The organism is Simplicispira sp. 125, from assembly GCF_003096555.1.
Taxonomy (GTDB): domain Bacteria; phylum Pseudomonadota; class Gammaproteobacteria; order Burkholderiales; family Burkholderiaceae_C; genus Simplicispira.
The window spans coordinates 2,248,104-2,267,830 of record NZ_QEKM01000001.1; the positions used below are offsets into that span (position 1 = coordinate 2,248,104).

The 19,727-nt window shown below is 63.7% G+C and carries 14 protein-coding genes; 8 read left to right on the forward strand and 6 right to left on the reverse strand.

Features of this window, described 5'->3' with window-relative positions:
• The first annotated feature begins 71 nt into the window (after positions 1–71).
• The 8 genes from C8D04_RS10580 to C8D04_RS10615 all read left to right on the forward strand — a co-directional run bounded on the left by C8D04_RS10580 (position 72) and on the right by C8D04_RS10615 (position 13,944).
• Positions 72–2,900, forward strand: coding sequence for a bifunctional glycoside hydrolase 114/ polysaccharide deacetylase family protein (locus C8D04_RS10580; RefSeq protein WP_116004811.1), 2,829 nt, complete (start codon positions 72–74; stop codon positions 2,898–2,900).
• Positions 2,860–6,825, forward strand: coding sequence for a tetratricopeptide repeat protein (locus tag C8D04_RS10585; protein WP_199562994.1), 3,966 nt, complete (start codon positions 2,860–2,862; stop codon positions 6,823–6,825). Before C8D04_RS10580 ends, C8D04_RS10585 begins: the two co-directional genes overlap by 41 nt.
• 17 nt (positions 6,826–6,842) lie before the next feature.
• On the forward strand, positions 6,843–7,394 hold the full coding sequence (locus C8D04_RS10590) for a penicillin-binding protein activator LpoB (RefSeq protein ID WP_116004812.1): 552 nt from the start codon (positions 6,843–6,845) through the stop codon (positions 7,392–7,394).
• A gap of 18 nt (positions 7,395–7,412) precedes the next feature.
• A complete protein-coding gene (locus C8D04_RS10595) occupies positions 7,413–8,798 on the forward strand; it encodes a PelD GGDEF domain-containing protein (RefSeq protein WP_116004813.1) in 1,386 nt (461 codons plus the stop codon).
• Positions 8,791–9,801 (forward strand): hypothetical protein, encoded by a 1,011-nt coding sequence (locus C8D04_RS10600; RefSeq protein ID WP_116004814.1) that lies wholly within the window; start codon positions 8,791–8,793, stop codon positions 9,799–9,801. The genes C8D04_RS10595 and C8D04_RS10600 overlap by 8 nt, the downstream gene beginning before the upstream one ends.
• Positions 9,798–11,330 carry a GT4 family glycosyltransferase PelF gene (gene pelF / locus C8D04_RS10605; RefSeq protein WP_116004815.1) on the forward strand — a complete coding sequence of 511 codons (1,533 nt, stop codon included), beginning with the start codon at positions 9,798–9,800 and terminating at the stop codon, positions 11,328–11,330. The genes C8D04_RS10600 and pelF overlap by 4 nt, the downstream gene beginning before the upstream one ends.
• Positions 11,330–12,703 (forward strand): exopolysaccharide Pel transporter PelG, encoded by a 1,374-nt coding sequence (pelG, locus tag C8D04_RS10610; protein WP_116004816.1) that lies wholly within the window; start codon positions 11,330–11,332, stop codon positions 12,701–12,703. The genes pelF and pelG overlap by 1 nt, the downstream gene beginning before the upstream one ends.
• Positions 12,704–12,777: 74 nt before the next feature.
• The gene (locus C8D04_RS10615) at positions 12,778–13,944 is read left to right on the forward strand and encodes a spherulation-specific family 4 protein (RefSeq protein ID WP_116004817.1); all 1,167 of its coding nucleotides are present in this window, start codon (positions 12,778–12,780) and stop codon (positions 13,942–13,944) included.
• 37 nt (positions 13,945–13,981) lie between these two features.
• Here C8D04_RS10615 and hisA read toward each other — a convergent pair whose 3' ends face one another.
• From hisA to C8D04_RS10645, 6 genes are all read right to left on the reverse strand, one after another.
• Complete coding sequence (gene hisA, locus C8D04_RS10620; RefSeq protein ID WP_116004818.1) at positions 13,982–14,722, reverse strand: 1-(5-phosphoribosyl)-5-[(5-phosphoribosylamino)methylideneamino]imidazole-4-carboxamide isomerase; 741 nt, start codon at positions 14,720–14,722, stop codon at positions 13,982–13,984.
• Between the two features lie 101 nt (positions 14,723–14,823).
• The gene (hisH, locus tag C8D04_RS10625) at positions 14,824–15,492 is read right to left on the reverse strand and encodes an imidazole glycerol phosphate synthase subunit HisH (RefSeq protein WP_116004819.1); all 669 of its coding nucleotides are present in this window, start codon (positions 15,490–15,492) and stop codon (positions 14,824–14,826) included.
• Between the two features lie 52 nt (positions 15,493–15,544).
• Complete coding sequence (gene hisB / locus C8D04_RS10630) at positions 15,545–16,168, reverse strand: imidazoleglycerol-phosphate dehydratase HisB (protein WP_116004820.1); 624 nt, start codon at positions 16,166–16,168, stop codon at positions 15,545–15,547.
• A complete protein-coding gene (locus tag C8D04_RS10635) occupies positions 16,165–17,271 on the reverse strand; it encodes an aminotransferase class I/II-fold pyridoxal phosphate-dependent enzyme (protein WP_116004821.1) in 1,107 nt (368 codons plus the stop codon). Before C8D04_RS10635 ends, hisB begins: the two co-directional genes overlap by 4 nt.
• Before the next feature lie 52 nt (positions 17,272–17,323).
• On the reverse strand, positions 17,324–18,055 hold the full coding sequence (locus C8D04_RS10640; RefSeq protein WP_116004822.1) for a PIN domain-containing protein: 732 nt from the start codon (positions 18,053–18,055) through the stop codon (positions 17,324–17,326).
• A gap of 59 nt (positions 18,056–18,114) precedes the next feature.
• Complete coding sequence (locus C8D04_RS10645) at positions 18,115–19,701, reverse strand: GGDEF domain-containing protein (protein ID WP_116004823.1); 1,587 nt, start codon at positions 19,699–19,701, stop codon at positions 18,115–18,117.
• Positions 19,702–19,727: the final 26 nt, after the last annotated feature.

Consider the following 19,727-nt stretch of genomic DNA (forward strand, 5'->3'; position numbering starts at 1 on the left):
GTTTCGCTGCCCTCTCCTTGCAGCAGCGTTGGTGGTCCGAATTTTTCTGTTCCCATTGATTTCACAACGCCATGTTCGCGCGACGGATGACCACTGCCTCAAAACTTGCCCTCTGGTGCGCGCTGTGCCTTGCGGCGTGTCTGTGGCCGCTGGCATCCCGGGCAACGCCGGCGGTGGCGCTGTACTACGGCCACAGCACGCCGCTGACGGACTTTCGGGCATTCGACATGCTGGTGGTCGAGCCCGACCACGAAAAAACCCCGCCACGGTTGCCCGGCACGGACCTGTACGCCTACGTATCGGTCGCAGAGGTACAGGCGTCGCGCCCCTATTACGCGGATATTCCAGCGCAATGGAAGCTGGCGCGCAACGGCCACTGGAAATCAGACGTCATCGACCAGACGCCCCCCGAGTGGGCTGATTTTTTTGCCCGCCGCGTGATTGCGCCTTTATGGGAGCGCGGTTACCGGGGTTTCTTCCTGGACACGCTCGACTCCTACCGCCTGGCCACCCGCTTTGACGAGAAGGCCCAGCAGCGGGGGCTGGTGCGCGTCATCGAAACCCTGCACCAGCGCTTTCCCGGCATCAAGCTGGTGCTCAACCGGGGTTTTGAGATCGTGCCGCAGGTACGCGACAAGATCCAGATGGTGGCAGCTGAATCGCTGTACCAGGGCTGGAACGCCAGCACCCAACGTTACGAAGAAGTGAGCGAAGCCAACCGGGCCTGGCTGCTGGACCAGCTGCGCGCCATCCGGGACCAGGAGCGCCTGCCGGTGCTCGTCATCGACTATGTCTCCCCCCAGGATCGCACCCTCACCCGCGCCACGGCGGCCCGCATCCAGGCCGAGGGCTTCATTCCCTGGGTGACCGACAGCGCGCTGGAGACCATGGGCATCGGCAGCATTGAAGCGGTGCCGCGGCGCATTCTCATCGTTTACAACAGCGCAGAATCGCCGTCGCTGAACTATTCCAACGCCCACCGCTACCTGCAGATGCCGATCAACCACATGGGTTACATCGCAGAGTATGCGGACGCACTCCAGCCCTTGCCCGACAACATCTTGCGCGACCGGTATGCAGGGATAGCAACCTGGTTCGCTGGCTATCTCCCCGAAGGCCGACGCAAGGCCGTAGGCCAATGGTTGCAAGATCGCATGGACGAGGGTATGCCCTTGGCGATCGTCGGCGACATCGGCCAGTCTCCCGATCGCCAGTGGGCGCGCAAACTCGGACTGCGCACCGGCCCGCTGGAACCCACCGGCGCCTTGCGTCTGGCATCACAACATCCGATGCTGGCTTTTGAGACCGCCATGCCGCTGGTTACGCGCAGCTACGAGCCCGTGCAGTTGACCGAAGCCATGGCCACACAGGCCCAAGCGTTGGTAGAGTTTCGCGATGAGCGCCAGCGTGCTTTCGTGGGCGGGGCGCTCACGCCCTGGGGCGGGTTCATCCTGGACCCCTATGCCTTGATCGAACTCCCCGGCACCGACTTTTCTCGCTGGGTGGTGGATCCGTTTGCCTTCCTGATCCAGGCCTTGCGCCTGTCCCCCATACCCGTACCCGACACCACTACGGAGAACGGCCGCCGTCTGCTACTGGCCCATGTCGATGGCGACGGCTTTGCCTCACTGGCTGAACTGCCCGGCAGCCCACCGGCAGCACAGATCCTGCTCAAGGATGTGCTGGAGCGGTACCGCATTCCCCAAACCATGTCGGTCATCGAGGCAGAAATCGCCCCCCATGGTCTGCACCCCGACCTGAGTCCGCGCCTGGAGGGCATTGCACGGCAGATGTTCAAGCTGCCGCATGTCGAGATTGGCAATCACACCTATTCCCACCCTTTTCTGTGGGATCACAGCACGCTGCACGGTCTGTTCAAAGACAACGCAGAGGCTGCCTACAACCTCAATATCCCCGGTTACACCATGGATTTGAGTCGCGAAATCGTCGGCTCCACCGCCTACATCCGCGAACGGCTGGCCCCCACGGGCAAGCCAGTCAAAATTCTGCAGTGGACGGGCGACACTGCGCCCAACGCCGAGGCCTTGGAGATCACCGAGCGCGCGGGGCTGCTCAACATCAATGGGGGTGATACCTCCATCACGCGCGCCAACCCGTCACTCACCGCCGTGGGCGCTTTGGGCATTCGCAAGAACGGTTTCCTGCAGGTGTATGCCCCCATCACCAACGAAAACATCTATACCAACCTGTGGCTTGGGCCTTTTTATGGATACGAGCGCGCCATAGAGACCTTTGAAATGACAGACAAGCCCCGGCGCATCAAGCCCGTGGGCATTTATTACCACGTCTATTCCGCCAGCAAGCAGGCCGGCTTGAAGGCGCTGCACAAGGTGTACGGCTGGGCGCTGGCGCACCCGCTGCACCCGGTCTTCACCTCGGAATTCATCGCCAAGGTGCAGGATTTCGATAGCGTTGCCATCGCCCGCGAAGGCACGGGCTGGCGCGTGCGCGGCAACGGCAACCTGCGCACGCTGCGCCTGCCTGCCGCCCTGGGCACGCCCGACCTGCAGGCCAGTACCGGCGTGGCCGGTTACCGCCCGGGCACAGAGGGGCTGTATGTCTCCCTCACCGGCCCCCGCGCCTGGCTTCAAACGCAGGCCGCCAGCACGCCAGAAGCACCGCGCGCACCTTACCTGTTCGAAGCCAACGGCCGCCTGGGCCACTGGGCCTGGTCGGACCAGGGGCAACGCCTGGAACTGGAGTTGCAGGCGCATGCGCCGCTCGAATTTGCGCTGGCAGCGGCCAGCCGTTGCCAGGTCCGCGCCAACCAGCGCGCTCTTTCTCCCCTCCCGGCAGGGCCCTCGGCCCAGCCGGGGGTGCAGTCTTTCCGGCTCCAAGATGCCCGTGCTCAAATCCAGCTCCTCTGCCCTGCACGCTGAGCGCCCCGTCCTGGCGCCCGGCTGGCTGATCGCTCTGATGGCGGCAATGGTGTGCGTCGCCCTGTGGTTGCTGTATCCGCGCCAGGATCTGGAGCGGCGCCTGTCCGAAACCACCGAATCGGATCTCTCGCTCTCCTACCTGAATAACCTGCTGCGCAGCGACCCGGAAAATCCCCGCCTGCGCCTGTTGTTGGCACAGCGCCAGATGGTGCATGGAAAGGCCGCGGATGCACGGGCCACACTGCAACCGGCACTCGATTCCAGCCATCCGGACATCCACCGCGACGCACTGTGGGTGCTGTGGGAGCTGACGTACACCGAGTTCCAACGCACCCCGGAAAAGGACAGCGCCCGCCGCGACACCCTGCGACAAGCGCTGCGCGAACAGCTCCATGCCCTGGCGCGCGAAACCTGGCCTGAAGACCGGCAGCGTCGCCTGGCCGCCTTGGCTGCACAGTTCAACGAACCGGCGTTGGGCATTGCAATCAACAGTACGCTGGCCACCGCGCAAACCAGCCCCCGCGAAGCCGCCCAGTTCTATGAGCGCGCAGCGCGCGAAGCACTGGCCACATCGGACTACGCCAGCAGCGCCGCGCTCTACATGCTGGCGCGCCAAGCCGCAGCAGAGCCCAAGGAGAGCAAACGGCTGTACCTGGCCGCCGTGCGTGCACTGCAGTCGGGCAACCAGCCCTTGGCCGCGCTGGAACTGGCCGAACGCGAAGTGGGCGCGCTGATCGACGACCGGGACATTCTGTTTTTCCTGACCGAACTGGCCCGCGCAGCAGGCAAGCCGGAGGTGGCCGATCGCTACGTTCGCCGCCTCTTGCGCATGGCGCTGCTGCGCCAATGGCAAGACCCCACGGCATGGGCCGCCGCTCAGACTGCAGTCGGCGCAAGCCCTTTCGCCGGACTGCACCCGGCGGCATGGCGCGCAAGCCGCCAGCCTACCGCCGCAGTCTCGAATAGCTATGACGACGGAGCACATTGGCTGGCATCTGCCAGGACAGAGGTCGGCGATCACCCCCACACAGCCCCCGTCTTGGTGCGCATGGCAGGCAATGGCGCGCGTGCGGCGCCCCCCACACCCGGCCTGCCCTTCGACGACAAGACCTACTCCCTGGGCTACCAGGTTTTCCTGGAAAACCGCAAGCTGGAAGATGCCTGGGCCATCGCCCAAGCCGCCGTGCAACAGAGTCCCAGCAACCTGGTCTGGCGCGAACGACTGGCCCAGGTTTCGGAATGGACGTTGCGCCTGGACGTGGCGCTGGAAAACTGGCTGGTCGTTGCCCGCCAGACCCAGAAAAAAGAGGCCTGGCAGGCTGTGCTGCGCCTGGCCCCGGGCCAGTTCGACGATGCGGCGCTGGTGCAGGCGCTGCGCAACCAATTGCGCAGCCAGCCGGACGACCTGCCACTCCTCCAGGCCCTGGTGCAAACCTACGAGCGCCTGGGCGAGCCGCAACCCGCGCTGGACTACCTGCAGCAGCACGCCCACACCCCTGCCACCCTGGAAATTCTGGCGCAACTGGCCGAGCGGGCCGGGCAACCCGACATTGCGCTGCAAAGCTGGCGCCGCCTGCTGAAGGAACCTGGCCAGGCCACCCCCGAGCGGGCCATGCGCGCGGCTGTGCTGGCGCTCGCCCATGACCGGCCTGACGAGGGCCTGGCGTGGCTGGAGGCCGCGCAGCAGCACCAGCCCCCCTCACCGCAGACAGCGACCGATTTCTGGCGCATGACCGGGCAGTTGGCCGAAAGTCGGCAGCGCGCTCCGCTGGCCATCGCCGCCTACCGCAAGCTGCTGGAGACCCCAGACATCGACGTGGGAGACTTTGACGGACTGATCCGCATGCTGCTGCTGGACTACCCCCTGGAAGCGGCGCAGGTCGCGGCCCTTGCCTGGGAACGCTTCCACCAGCCACGCCACCTGCTGCAAGCGCTGACGCTCTATTCCGGTCGCGGCCAGTGGGATGCTTTTGCCAGCCTGCTCAAACCCCTGGAACCAGGTTCGCAGGCCAACCGGGAGACGCTGGCCGTTCTATGGAAAAGCCCAGAATTTCTGCGCCTGACCGGCACCTGGCACCAGAACCAGGGCCGCGCGGCCCAAGCGCGCCGCCTGTATGAAGCAGGCCTGCGCGCGAGCCCCCAATCCACCGACATGCAGCAAGCCCTGCTGTGGCTGTTCATCGATGGCAATGACACGGTGTCGCTGCGCGCACTGCTGGCCATGCACGAACAGCAATGGAGCCGATCCGAAGAAGTGCACGACGCGCTGGCATCGGCCTACCAGGCACTGTCACTGCCGCAGACGGCACTCGACCGCTACCTGACGCCCCGCTTCAAAGCCCATGAGAACGATTTTCTGTGGCTCATGAACTATGCCGACGCGCTGGACCAGAACCAGCAGACCGACCGCGCCTGGCGCCTGCGGCGCCATCTGCTTTCACGCGAATGGCAGGCTGCGCGCACGGGCCAAGGCGGCACGCGCCTGACACGTGCGCAGGCGCGCCAACTGTGGTTGACCGATGCAGGCCTGGACCAGACACGGCGCATTGCCCGCACACGCCTGATGCTGACGCAGCGCCCTGGCGACGCCGCCATCGATGTGCTGCGTGAATTGCTGCGGCTGGACCGTGATGCCCGCGGCAATTTCTCCAACGCCGCCGCCGAAACAGCCATTGGCTGGCTGCAGGACGCTGGCGAATACACCGCCGAGCGCGGTTTTTTATGGCACCAATACGCGCGCAGCCACAGCCTGCGCGCCCACCGCCCGCTGTGGGCCGAGATCACCGTCGCCCTGGCCGAAAACGACAGGGCTGCCAGCGGGCAACTGCTGGAGACCTTCGACGAGCGCCTGCCGCGCTACGACCGCATCAACGCCGCGGCTGCGGCCCAGGACGTGCGCCTGGCCCAAACGGCTGCTTTCGAAGCCCAGAATGACCAGCACGACGATGCACCCCTGCACCTGCAACTGACGGAAAACCTGCTGGCCTTCAGCGACCATGCGGGCACCCGGGTGACGGCGGCGCAGCTGGGCGGCATGGACGAGCAGCGCACCGAAGCCGTTCTGCACCTCGCGCTAAGCCCCCGACTGGCACTCGACCTGAACTTTGCCAGCATCCGCCGCCAGTCCACCGACCCCCTCGTCATACGCCTCCCGCCCGGCGAAAAACTACTGGAGACGCGCCTGCACTGGCGGCACCTGGACGGCGAGACAGTGCTGCACGTCGCGCGCCGACAAGGTTTTCTGAACACGACACCTGTACAAATCACCCATGAGCAGCGCCTGGACAACCGTCTGAGCCTGCACACGGAGATCGGTGTACGCCTGCCCAGCGAAGAAAGCCTGGCACTGCGCGTGGCCGGCATGAAAAGCCGTGCAGCCGCCAGCCTGCGCTACCAGGCCACGCGCCAGGACCAGTTCTCGCTCACGCACACTGGTGAGCGCTACGAACTCCAGACAGGAATGGAGGTGGGCAACGGCCGGCACAGCACCCTCCAGTACACCCACACCTACCGACAGGATGCGCCGTCGCTCGAATGGAGTGCCTTCTGGTCCACCCATGCGTACCGGCGCAGAGACCTGGTGGACATGGATCCGGCCCTTTTTGGCGTACAGGGCTTTCTGCCGCCGGGCACCAATGGGCTGGGACCGGATTTCTTCTTGCCCGGCAACTTCCGCTTTTACGGCATCGAACTGTCCACCAACACGCGCTACGCCCAGGACTACACACGCGCACTGCGTCCCTTCGCCAGCATCAGTCGCACCTGGCACAGCCGGTTGGGCCCGGGCTATGGCGTGCGCCTGGGCATGGCGGGCAACGTGTGGGGGGCCGACCACCTAAGCCTGAGCTGGGGCCAGTCCAAATCGGGCATCCAGAACCAGGGCACAACCCGCGACCTGCAATTGACCTACCGTCTTCATTTTTAAGCTTCATGAGGTACCCCATGCACCACCACACCACCACCCTGCGACGCCTGCACACTCTGTTCATGGGCGCAGCCCTGCTGCTGCTCTGCGCCTGCTCCACCCTGGACCGAGGTGCTGCCCCTGCGCTGGAACGCCAGGCCCACTGGGTGGTACTGCCCTTTGCCAACCACACCGAAACCCCGCTGGCAGGCAACCGCGCCGAAGCCATTGCGTTGGCCCTTCTGCACGCCCAAGGCGTGGGCAAGGTGCAGCGCTACGAAACCGGCCCACAACAGGAAGCCTTGTTCGATGCCGGTGACGGCAAGCGCCAGCAGGAAGCCCTGGAATGGGCCCGCGAGCGCCAGGCGCGCTATGCGCTGACCGGTGCGGTGGATGAGTGGCGCTACAAGGTCGGTGTGGACGGTGAGCCCGCTGTCGGCGTGACGCTGCAAATCATCGACGTGGCTTCCGGTGACATTCTGTGGAGTGGCACCGGCGGTAAAAGTGGCTGGAGCCGTGAAGCCCTCTCGGCGGTCGCGCAAAAGCTGATCCGCGACCTGCTGCAGTCAGGCTTGGCCGGCGCCCGCTGACGCCTGTTTTCTCTGCCCATGACCCGTCCCTCCGAAAGCCCCACACCGCGCCGCCAGCTGGCAGGCTCCGAATCGTCCGCACCCCTGACGCACAGACCGGCGCATTGGCCCACCACCCTGCTGGGAAAGCTGGCCGCCACCGAGATCCGGCCCTGGGCCATGCTGGGCGAGACGCTGCTGCTGCCCTTGATCGCGCTCACGCTCGGTTTTGCATGGAACCCGCTGGACCCCCTCTGGAGTACGGCGGACTTCCCCTGGTCCTGGCTGGCTCCGGTCATTTTGGCCCTGCGGTATGGTCCCCTGGCAGGGCTGGGCGGCGCCGGCGTGCTATTGGTGGGTTGGCTGGCCTTCAACGTGGGCCACTACGACACTTTTCCGCAGTTGTTCTTTCTTGGCGGGCTGATCCTGGTCATGCTGGTGGGCGAGTTTTCCAGCCTGTGGCAGGCGCGCACCAGGCGCGCAGAAACCTTGCAACTGTATTTGGACCAGCGCCTGGAGCACCTGGTGCGCCAGTACTACTTGCTGCGCCTGTCGCACGATCGCCTGGAACAGGAGCTCATTGGCCGTCCCATGTCCATGCGCGATGCCCTGTCCACGCTGCAGGACGTGGGCAGCAATGCACAGGGACCCGAGACATTGCTGCGGCTACTCGCCCAGTACTGCCAGCTGGAAACCGCTGCACTGTGCCCCGTGGTGGACGACGCGCTGGGCACCACGCCACTGGCCAACCTGGGCACGCCCCGGCAGGTGCTGGAGAACGACCCCTTGGTACAGCAGGCCATCGAAACCCGCAAGCTGTGCCATATCAACCAGGCATTGTCAGCGCAGCAGCAAAGCCGCTACCTGGTGGCTGCTCCGCTGCTGGATCTGGGCGGTGAGTTGTACGGTCTGCTGCTGGTGGAGGAGATGCCCTTTTTCTCGCTGCAGGCAGAAAACCTGCAGACCATCAACCTGCTCTTGGGGTACTACACCGACGGGCTGTCCATGCAGGCCCTGGCGCGCCCCATCCTGCAGGAACTGCCCGATTGCCCGGCCCCGTTTGCCTTCGAGGCCCAGCGGCTCTCGCACATCCGCGCCAACACCAAGGTGCCCAGCATCATCGTGGCGCTGGAATTTCTGCCACGCGCCATTGGACGCGACCTGCCGCAGCAAATCCAGCGCCTCAAGCGCGAGCTGGACGAATGCTGGCTGATTGCCACTCCTGAGCGCCAGATTCTGGCTGTGCTGATGCCGCTGGGCGATACCGCCACGGCCGAGGGCTATATCCAACGCCTGGAAACCTGGTCGCAGCAAAAAGGCGCCCAGCCGCTGGCGGCAGCCGGGGTGTTCCCGCATGTGCTGCCGCTGACCGCCGACAACCCTCTGGCGGTGCTGCAACGCATCCACGGCCTGGCCCATGGTTAACCTCAAGCTCGGCATCGCCGCAATACTGCTGGAGTTGGGCGCCTGGAGCGGCCCGCTGCTGCTGGGCGGGCACACGGACAGTGCATTGGCCAGCTATCTGCTGGTGCATGCACTGGCCTGCGTGATGCTGTCGCTGTTTCTGTTTCCGTTGCTCTCCACCCGGCAAGCCCGTCCCCGGCTGGGCATTGTCTTGCTGATGATGGTCTGCAGCTATGCCGTTCCCATTGCGGGCTTTCTCGGCGTGCTGGCGGCGGCGCTGGTGTTGCGGCTGTACCGCGCCCCCGCAACGCATGTGGATTTCGAATCGCTGCAGATGCCGGAATTCGACCAGCACCAGCGCCGCCAGGGCCACTTTCGCCATGCAGGCCTGCGTTCTTTCTTGGGCAACACCCATGCACCCCTCCAAGCGCGCCTGCGCGCCATGGTGGCTTTGCAATATGTTTCAGGACGCACGGCCTCACCGCTGCTGCGCACGGTGCTGAGTGACCCCAGCGAAGACCTGCGTCTGCTCGCCTACGGCATGTTGGACACACTGGAAAAGCGCATCAACAGCAACATTGATGCCGAGATGGGTACGCTGCGCACCGCGCAGGCGGAGAGTGGAAAGTTTGGTACCCGCACCCTGGAATCCGCACAGCGCTTGTCTGACCTGTACTGGGAGTTGATTTACCAGGACCTCGTCCAGGGCGACCTGCGCAAGCATGCGATCCAGGAGTCGTTGCGCTACTGTGACTGGGTGCTGAACGAGCAAGCGGACAACGCGCAGCTGTGCTTGCGGCGCGGCCGCCTGTTGCACGAACAAAAGCGCCCCGACGAAGCCGCGCAGGCCTATGCGCAAGCGCGTGAACTGGGCCTGCCTGCCACCCGCGTGCTGCCTTACCAGGCCGAGCTGTGCTTTGACCGCAAGGATTTTGCGCAGGCCCGTGCGCTGATGCAGGAACTGGGGCAGTGGAGCGCCCTGCCGCGTCTGCACCCGGTGGTGGACTACTGGAGCGGACGATGAACACACGCAAGGCCGAAAGCGCCGACGTGGCACTGGTGCTGGAAGGCACGTTTCCCTACGTGAGCGGGGGGGTCTCCAGCTGGATCAACCAGATCATCCGCGCCTATCCCGAAATCCGTTTTGCCATCGTATTTCTGGGCAGCCGCCGAGAGGACTACCAGGAATTCAAATACCAGCTCCCCGACAACGTAGTGCACTTCGAAGAGCACTACCTGTACGCCAACCTGAACGCGCACCACCAGCCCGCCAAGCGCAGCGGCGACCGCGAAGCATTCGCCCTGATCGACCAGTTGATCGACGCCCTGCACCAGGGGCCCGACAGCCCCCAGACCATGGAGGTATTCCGCCAGGTGGCACTACAGATGCGACCGGGCGGCAGGCTGCAAATGGAAGATTTTCTCTACAGCCAGCGTGCCTGGGAGATCATCTGCAACGTCTACCGGGACCACTGCAGCGACCCTTCGTTTGTCGATTTTTTCTGGACCGTACGCATCATGTTCCAGCCCCTGTGGCTGCTGGCGCGCGTGGCAACTGCATTGATTCCCGTGCGCGTAGTGCACTGCGCGTCCACAGGTTACGCGGGCTTTCTCGGCGGTCTGCTGGAGCAGACGCGGGGTACGCCACTGGTGCTTTCAGAGCATGGCATCTACACCAAGGAGCGCAAGATCGACCTATTCAAGAGCGAGTGGATCCGCGACAACCGCAACATCTTCCAGCGCGACCCGACCGAGCTGTCGTACTTCCGCCAGATGTGGATCCACTTTTTTGAATGGATAGGCCGCTACTGCTATGCCTCGGCCAACCCCATCATTGCTCTCTACGAAGCCAATCGTTTGCGCCAGGTGGCCGATGGCGCTGCCCCCGAGCGCACCTTCAACATCCCCAATGGCATCGAGCTGGCACGCTTTGCACCGCTGCGTGCGCAGCGCCCAGCCACGCCGCCACCGGTGCTGTGCCTGATCGGGCGTGTGGTACCCATCAAGGACATTAAAACCTTTGTGCGCGCCATGCGGCGTGTGGCCAACGAGCTGCCCGGCGCCGAAGGCTGGATTGCCGGCCCCGCCGACGAAGACCCCGCCTATGCGGAGGAATGCCAGAGCCTGGTGCGCAGCCTGGGGTTGGAAAAAAACATCCGTTTCCTGGGCTTCCAGAAGGTCGAAGACCTGATGCCACGCATTGGCTTGGTGGTGCTTTCGTCCATCAGCGAGGCGCTTCCGCTGGTGCTGCTGGAGGGCTACGCCGCCGGGGTACCCGCAGTATCCACCGATGTCGGCTCGTGCCGACAGCTGGTGGAGGGACTGGATGCGGCGGACCAGGCCCTCGGCCCATCGGGCAAGATCGTTCCCATTGCCGATCCACAGCAGCTGGCAGACGCTGCGCTGTCACTTTTAAGCGACCCTGCGGCATGGCAAGCCGCCAGCAATGCGGCGATCGCGCGCGTCGAGCGCTACTACACCGACACGATGATGTTCGACCGCTACCGCGCGGTCTATGAAAAGGCCTTTCTTCGGGCCCGGGGAGCGCACTGATGGCGGGCATTGGCTTTGAGTTGCGCCACATGCTGCGCAAGAACACACTGCTCAGCCTGGTGCAGGCCTACGCCTATGCGGGCGTGATCGGCTCCGGGCCCTGGGTGTTCTCCATCGTGGGCATTCTGCTGATCGGTATCTTGAGCGTTGGCATGGTGGTGCCCTCGTTCCTGGTGACGCAGTTTCAGACCTCGGTGACCTATCTGGTTGCCAGCAGCCTGATTCTGACCGGGCTGGTGCAGCTGGCGTTCACACGCTTTATCTCCGACCGCCTGTTTGAAAAACAGAAAGACCTGGTGCTGCCCAACCTGCACGGTCTGCTGCTGGTCGTGCTGCTGGTGGCTGGCGTCCTGGGCAGCCTGGCACTGTTCGTGGTGCTACCCGGCCAGGGTTTGCTGTACCGCTTGCTCATGCTGGCCGGTTTCACGCTGATGTGCGGGGTCTGGGTGCTCACCATCTTGCTGTCGGGCATGAAACGCTACAAGGTCATCGTCACGCTGTTCGGTCTGTCCTATCTGCTGATTGTGGCCAGCGCCCTGCTGCTGCGTCCCTATGGGCTAGAAGGCCTGCTCGGTGGCTTTGTGCTGGGCAATTACGTGCTGCTCGCTGGCATGTGGCTGCTGGTGGTGCGGGAATTCAACCCCACGGGCCGCCTCGTGGCCTTTGATTTCGCCCGGCGCAGCATGCTCTACCCATCGCTCATGGCGATTGGCCTGCTCTACAACCTGGGCATTTGGGCGGACAAGTTCATGTTCTGGTACTTCCCGCCCACGTCGCAGGCCATCATTGGCGGGCTGCGGGCGTCGCTGATCTACGACATGCCGGTGTTCCTGTCCTACCTGTCCATCATTCCGGGCATGGCGGTTTTCCTGGTGCGCATAGAAACCGATTTTGTCGAGTTCTACGACAAGTTCTACGACGCCGTGCGCAGCGGCGGTTCGCTTGAATACATCGAGTCCATGCGCGATGAAATGGTCTACTCGATCCAGCAAGGTCTGAGTGAAATTGCCAAAATCCAGACGCTGGCGGTGCTCATCACCTTCGTGGCGGGGCCCGCCGTTCTTGACGGCTTGGGTATTTCGCGGCTGTATTTGCCACTGCTCCATGTCCAGGTCATTGGCGCAGGGCTCCAGGTGGGGCTGATGGCCATCCTGAATGTTTTCTTCTATCTGGATCAGCGCCGCACCGTGCTGCTGCTGTGCATTCAATTCGTGGTGCTCAACGTGGTGCTGACCGGCCTGACGCTGGCCTTTGGCGCTGCACTCTACGGTTATGGCTTTGCACTGGCCACCCTGGTCACACTGTCCACGGGCCTGGCCCTGCTCACCCGCAGTCTCAACCAGCTGGAATACCGAACCTTCATGCTGCAGTAAACCCGCTGCACCAGACCGCACTGGCGATGAAGCCGGGCACAATCCCGCCAAAGACACCACCGCCATCACACACCATGCACCAAGCCCACACCCTTTTGCGCCTGTGCGCCCTGCCCTTGACCGCACTCCTGGCCTCCTGTGGTGGCGGCGATTCGGGCGAGGCCCCGCCTTCCGTCATTGCCGTGCAGATCACGACGCCCAGCACAACCGACAATGTGTTTACGGTCGGCACGCCGATTGCGGTGCGTGCCAGCGCCACGGTCAATGGCACTGCGGTGGCCGATGGCACGGTGGTGCGCTTCTCGGTGCCTTCGGGCGTATTCACCCCCGCCGCACCCACCAGCCGCGCGGGGGCTGCTTCGAGCACGCTGACCAGCAGTGCGACCGGACGGCAGCAGATCAGCGCAACGGTCACCGAGGCAGGCCAGAGCGGATCGGCCACACAAACCATCTTTCAGCGCCCCCAGCCCGCGCGCATGGAAATACTGGTGCCGGCCTATTTCTACCCCTCCACAGGCTCTGCCTGGAATGCGCTGGCCGCCAGCGCCGCTGCCCATCCCTCGGTGGCCATCACGGCGATCATGAACCCCAACAACGGCATCTTCAACAGCGCCGACGCCAATTTCTCCCGCGCGACCACGCAGTTTGTCGATGCAGGCGGCACGGTACTGGGTTATGTCTACACCCGCTATGGCAAAGGCAGCCGCTCGACCACCGACATCAAGGCGAACATCGACAAGTACCTGCAGTTCTATGGGCGGGAGCGTATCAGCGGCTTCTTTCTCGATGAAATGGCGAGTGAGGCCTCAAAGCTCGACTTTTACCGAGAGATCTACCGCTATATCAAGGCCATCGACCCGAACCTGCGCGTGGTGGGCAATCCGGGCATGGTCCCTGCGGCCGAGTTTGCGGGTGTGGCCGACACCCTGGTCAGCTTCGAGGGCACGGCAGCCGAGTACCAAAAGTACGACCCGCGCACGCAAAACGCCTGGCTTTACACCTACGCCAACAAGGCGCAGGCCATGCTTATCCACAACACCGCAAGCTGCTCCGCCATGCAGACGGCCGTACAGGCCGCCGCCTCGGCCCGCAACAACGCAGGACTGGTGTATGCCACCGAGCGCGAGTTCAACTACACGACGGGCGTGGGCAACCCTTGGGCGGCGTTGCCGGTGTACTGGGAAGCCCTGGTGCAGACCGTGGACGCCGTGAACACCGGCGCGAGCCTGCCCCGGTGTTGAAGCGGGCGCAATCTGCGCCCTTTGGAAGCCAATCGGCCTAGCCGCGCAATTCGTCGGCGCGCGCCTGGGCTGCAGCAAAGTCGAGATCACCCGAATAGATGGCGCGCCCGCAGATCACGCCCTCGACACCTTCGCTCTCGACGGCGCAAAGTTGCTCGATGTCGCACATATTGCTGAGCCCGCCTGATGCAATGACCGGGATGGTGAGCGCCTGGGCCAGCTTCACCGTCGCCTCGATGTTGATGCCCGAGAGCATGCCGTCGCGCCCAATGTCGGTGTAGATGATGGATTCAACGCCCCAGTCCTCGAACTTCTTGGCCATGTCCACCACTTCGTGGCCGGTGAGCTTGCTCCAGCCGTCGGTGGCGACCTTGCCGTCCTTGGCGTCGAGGCCGACGATGATGTGGCCGCCAAAGGCCGTGCATGCGTCCTTGAGGAAGCCAGGGTTTTTCACCGCCGCGGTGCCGATGATGACGTAGCGCAGCCCCCCGTCGATGTATTTTTCGATGGTGTCCAGGTCACGGATTCCGCCGCCCAACTGCACCGGAATGTCGTTTCCCACTTCGCGCAGGATGGCCTTGATGGCGGTGTAATTTTTGGGTTTTCCCGCGAACGCACCATTGAGGTCCACCAGATGCAGGCGGCGCGCACCCGCATCCACCCATTTGCGGGCCATGGCGGCGGGGTCTTCGCCAAAGGTGGTGGATTGGTCCATATCGCCTTGCTTGAGGCGAACGCAGTGGCCGTCTTTGAGGTCAATGGCGGGGATGAGAAGCATGGTGGGTTCGGGAAAAATGGGGCTTCGACAGGTTCAGCCCAAACGGAGATAAAGGACGGGGAAACGAACTTGTAACGGCAGCGGGCGATGAATGCAAGCGATCACGGATTCCAGTGCAGGAAATTGCGGTACAGCTGCAAGCCATGCTCAGCGCTTTTTTCCGGGTGGAATTGCGTGGCGAAAATATTATCGCGTGCGATCGCTGCGGCAAAGGCGCCACCGTAGTCGGCCTCGCCCGCACAGTGGATCGCCTCCAGTGGCCGGGCATAAAAGCTGTGCACAAAGTAGAAGTAGCTGTTGTCAGGCACCCCAGCCCAGACCGGGTGGACTGCACCGCCATGGGCCAGCTGGCGCACCTGGTTCCAGCCCATCTGCGGCACCTTGTAGCGGCTGCCATCGGGCTGGATGCGGCCTGCCAGGTCAAATTTGAGCACCTCACCGTGGATCAAGCCCAAGCCCGGCGTGTCACCCTCGGCACTGTGGTCCAGCAGCATCTGCATGCCCACACACACGCCAAACAATGGCTTGGTAGCGGCGGCCTCCAGTACCGAATCGCGCAACCCCGATTCGTGCAGCTCGCGCATGCAATCGGGCATGGCGCCTTGCCCTGGCAGCACGAGGCGCTGGGCAGCGCGCACTTCCTCGGGGCGCGAGGTGACGACCACCTGCCAGCCACTGCCCTCGGCGGCGGCCTGCACGGCCTGCGACACCGAGCGCAGGTTGCCCATGCCATAGTCCACGACCGCCACCATTTTTACTACTGAATTCATAGCTGCTAGCGCACACCAGATAAGCGGTTGAGCCTTATTTTATCCAAAGTTTTCAGAGCGACCCTTTGGTCGATGGAATAGTGCCGGCACTGCGCGGATCGCGCTCGACGGCGGCGCGCAAGGCCCGCGCAAAGGCCTTGAAGGCGGTTTCGCACTGGTGGTGTGCGTTCACGCCGCGCAGGTTGTCAATGTGCAGCGTGGCGCCCGCGTGGTTGACGAAGCCCTGGAAAAACTCGTGCGTGAGCTGGGTGTCAAACGCGCCGATCATGCCGCTGGTGAACGGAATGTTCAGCGCCAGGCCGGGGCGCCCCGAGAGGTCGATGACCACGCGCGAGAGCGCTTCGTCCAGCGGCACATAGGCATGGCCATAGCGGCGGATGCCCTTTTTATCGCCCACGGCACGCGCGAACGCCTGGCCAATGGTGATACCCACGTCTTCGACCGTGTGGTGGCCGTCGATGTGCAAATCGCCCTCGGCGTGCACTTCCAGGTCGATCAGGCCATGGCGTGCGATCTGCTCGAGCATGTGGTCAAAAAAACCAATACCGGTGTGCAGGCTGGACTGGCCCGTGCCGTCGAGATTCAGGCGCACGGTGATGCGCGTCTCGGCGGTATTGCGGCTGACTTCGGCCGTGCGGTCGGTGGTGGCGGAGGGTACGAGTGCGGAAGAGGTCATAGTGAGGCCTGGAGTGCTTGCAACATGCGCGCATTGTCGTCGGCAGAGCCGACTGTCAGGCGCAGGCAATTTGCCAGCATGGGATGCATTGTAGAAACGTTCTTGACGAGGACCTTGCGCTCGCGCATGGCAGTAAAGGTGCGGGCGGCGTCCTGGACGCGCACCAGCACCATGTTGGCTTCGCTGTCCCAGCATTTCAGAATGCTGGGCATGCTGCGCAAGGCGGCCAGCAACACTTCGCGCTGCGCGCGCAGTTCGCGCGCCTGTTCAGCAAAAACTTCGGCGTGTTCCAGCGCAAACAGCGCTGCCTCGCAGTTGAGCACGCTCACGTTGTAAGGGGGGCGCACCTTGTCGATCTCGCCCACCAGCACCGCCGGGCCGATCAGGTAACCCAGGCGCACACCGGCCAGGCCAAACTTGCTGAGCGTGCGCATCAACAGCACATGGCCGTTGCGCGCAGGTTCTGCGCGGATGCGATCGAGCCAAGTGCGGCTGGCGAAAGGCTGGTAGGCCTCGTCCATGGCGACGATACCGCCGCATGCGCCCACGGCATCCACGATGCGCTGCACCACCGCCTCGTCCCACAGCGTGGCCGTGGGGTTGTTGGGGTAGGCGATGTAGGTGATGGCCGGGCGGTGCTCGGCAATGGCAGCCAGCATGGCCGCTTCGTCTAGCTCAAAATCAGGCGTAAGCGGCACGCCGACAAAACCCAGCCCCTGCAACTGCGCGCTCATGGCGTACATAACAAAGCCCGGCACCGGGGCCAGCACTTTGGCGCCCGGCTGGGCGCAGGCCAGCGCCAGCAGGGTGATAAGTTCGTCCGAGCCATTGCCCAGCACCAGAGAGCAGTCGGCAGGCATGCCTACATGGCGCGCCAGCGCGTGCTGCAGTCGTGCCACGCCGTCGCCGGGGTAACGGTTGAGCGGCAATGCGCCCAGGCGCTGGCCCAGCGCGGCCTGCAATGGAGCAGGCAGGCCGAAGGGGTTTTCCATGGCGTCCATCTTCAGCAGACCATCAGAGCTTTGCACCACATAGGCGTGCATGGCGCGCACATCGGGACGGATGCGCTGCAACGCCGGGGAAAGGGATGTGTCGGATGTCATCAGTCGGTCACTCCGTCAAAACAAAGGCGAATGTCCAAAATGCGGCCAAGCATCAAGCTGCGGCAAAGTGCACGCTGCACGGGTGGGCTACCTGCACGCCGCCGTACTGCTCACCTTCGGGCAAGTGCAGCGACAGCAATGCTGCGCAGCCGCTGTGCTGCGCAGCCGCCAGCGCCAGGCAGTCACCCCAGGCCAGGGTGTGGCGTGCCTGCAGCGCCCACGCAGTCTCCAGCGTGGCGGCGTCGTTCTGCCAGGGTGTCCAGCTGTTGTAGCGGCGGATGGCCGCCCGCGCATCGCCCTGTGGCAGGGGATGCTGGGCGCGGCCTGTGACAGATTCATAGAATTCAGTCAGACCTTGCGTGCTGACACGGCCAGTGCGCTCGCGCCAGAGGTGGTCAAGCCTGTTCAGCACCTGCGTATAGAGAACGCCCGCTGAGGTGTCTTCGGCTGCGACCAGCACCGAGGTATCTACAAACACCAGCGCGTCGGTGGCCAACGCTGGCGATGGCTGGTTCGGCACCGTGGCTGCGTTGCTGCGGGCCAAGCTGACGCTGCGTGGCGCCTCGGGGGACATAGCGGTGACCTGTGCGTCGTCACCCGTCGAGCGCCAAGTACGCTCGTCGGTGCGCCAGGCAAGGTAGGCACGCTCATAAGCGTCCTCGCGGCGCTGCATTTCGCCCAAAAAATCTCCCACCATGCGCGAAACACTGCTGCCGCGTCGCGCAGCTTCGATGCGCGCCCATTCCAGCACGTTGTCATCGACGGTGATGGTGAGATTCTTCATAATAATTATTCTACACGAAATTCGTGTCACACGAATTTCGTGTATCGCGAAATTCGTGTCTACAGCGTCACGGGCGTAGAAGAGAGTACCGTCGAACGCACGTTATTGCGCCCCGCCTGTTTGGCGGCGTAAAGCTGGGCGTCGGCACTGGCCAACAAGTCCGGCGCACCGTATTCACCGCCTTGCAGGCTGGCAAGGCCAATACTCACCGTCAGGTATGGAATATCGGCTTGGGGGTTGGGCAGATCAAGTTCCGCCACGCCGGCACGAATGCGCTCAGCCACCGCACGGGCGTTTTCAGGGTCAGTGTCGGGCAGCAGGCAGGCGAACTCCTCTCCGCCATAGCGTGCCACCAGATCTGTGGCACGGGCGACACCGCGTTCGAGCGTGCGGGCGACGGCACGCAAGTAGTCGTCGCCCACGGCATGGCCGAAGTGGTCGTTCACGCGCTTGAAGTGGTCCACGTCGATCAGCAGCAAGCTCAAGGGAGCTCCTGTGCGCCGATGGTTTGCATGTTCGCGTGCCAGCACCAGGTCAAAGTGGCGCCGGTTGGCCAAGCGGGTGAGGCCATCGGTCTGGCTCAATCGCTCCAGCTCCTCATTGGCGGCCTGCAGTGCCTGTTGCTGCGCCAAAATTTGTGCATGGCTGGCGGCCAAGCGCAGGGACAGGTTGCGGTGCTTGCGCAGCGCTACATACGACGCCAGGGCCAGCAATACCGCAGCAAGGCTGGCCGCCAGCAGCAAAGTGCGCTGGCTGCGCTGCGCCACATAGCGCTCCATCAACAGGCGCTCGCCCACTTCGTGCGCCTCCAGGGATGCAGAAATGTCCATGACCGCCAGATAGCGGTCCAACACCGCAACGACGCGTTCATGCTCTGGTGTACGACTGAAATAGAAACTGTAGGCGCGCGGGAATTCACTCAGGGTCTGGATGATTTCCAGATCAAAGAGATCATGCCGGTAACGCTCTTGCGAAAAGAAATCAGTGTTGAAAACGGCCACATCGATCGCGTCACTGCGCAGTGCCTGAAAAAGGCCCTTGCCGACCACCGATGTATCAAAGCTGTGCAACTGGGATGCAGGCACGATGTCCCGCAAAATGGGTTCGAGCGCCACACCACCGATGAAGCCCACGCGGTACTGCGCCAGATCGGTGCTGGCGCCCACAGACAGACGCCGCCCCTTGCGGGCGATGGCGGCATATTGGCTTGCGTAATAAGACTTCGTGAAAATGCCCTTGCGCGCGCGCTCAGGCTGGTGGCTCAGGGGGACGAACACATCGGCACGACCCTCCTGCACCTGCCGGATTTTCTCGGCAACCGTCAGTTCCTGGCGGGTGATGAATTCGTAACGCAAACCGGTCTGCTGCGCCATGAAGCACAACACATCCGGGCTGATACCGGTGTAGGTATCTCGGTCTTTTTCATACTGCGCCATCGGCGGAGCGTTCACGGCAAAGATGCGCAGGGGCGGCAAAGCGCGCAATTGGGCGCGCTCCTGTGCGCTCAGTTCCACGGGCACGCGCAAACGGATGCGCTGCGCGCCGTCACAAGGCATGGCCGAGGCGGCCTGGGTCGCAAGGGCTGTGCATGCCAGCAGGCACAGCCCAGCCCAGATGCGGCGCACAAAGACCAGGGCATCCAGCATGTGCACTATCAAAAGAGAAGCACATT

Coding starts and splice junctions, on each gene's coding strand:
- C8D04_RS10580 (WP_116004811.1), top strand. CDS start 72: ATGTTCGCGCGACGGATGACCACTGCCTCAAAACTTGCCCTCTGGTGC.
- C8D04_RS10585 (WP_199562994.1), top strand. CDS start 2,860: ATGCCCGTGCTCAAATCCAGCTCCTCTGCCCTGCACGCTGAGCGCCCC.
- C8D04_RS10590 (WP_116004812.1), top strand. CDS start 6,843: ATGCACCACCACACCACCACCCTGCGACGCCTGCACACTCTGTTCATG.
- C8D04_RS10595 (WP_116004813.1), top strand. CDS start 7,413: ATGACCCGTCCCTCCGAAAGCCCCACACCGCGCCGCCAGCTGGCAGGC.
- C8D04_RS10600 (WP_116004814.1), top strand. CDS start 8,791: ATGGTTAACCTCAAGCTCGGCATCGCCGCAATACTGCTGGAGTTGGGC.
- pelF (WP_116004815.1), top strand. CDS start 9,798: ATGAACACACGCAAGGCCGAAAGCGCCGACGTGGCACTGGTGCTGGAA.
- pelG (WP_116004816.1), top strand. CDS start 11,330: ATGGCGGGCATTGGCTTTGAGTTGCGCCACATGCTGCGCAAGAACACA.
- C8D04_RS10615 (WP_116004817.1), top strand. CDS start 12,778: ATGCACCAAGCCCACACCCTTTTGCGCCTGTGCGCCCTGCCCTTGACC.
- hisA (WP_116004818.1), bottom strand. CDS start 14,722: ATGCTTCTCATCCCCGCCATTGACCTCAAAGACGGCCACTGCGTTCGC.
- hisH (WP_116004819.1), bottom strand. CDS start 15,492: ATGAATTCAGTAGTAAAAATGGTGGCGGTCGTGGACTATGGCATGGGC.
- hisB (WP_116004820.1), bottom strand. CDS start 16,168: ATGACCTCTTCCGCACTCGTACCCTCCGCCACCACCGACCGCACGGCC.
- C8D04_RS10635 (WP_116004821.1), bottom strand. CDS start 17,271: ATGACATCCGACACATCCCTTTCCCCGGCGTTGCAGCGCATCCGTCCC.
- C8D04_RS10640 (WP_116004822.1), bottom strand. CDS start 18,055: ATGAAGAATCTCACCATCACCGTCGATGACAACGTGCTGGAATGGGCG.
- C8D04_RS10645 (WP_116004823.1), bottom strand. CDS start 19,701: ATGCTGGATGCCCTGGTCTTTGTGCGCCGCATCTGGGCTGGGCTGTGC.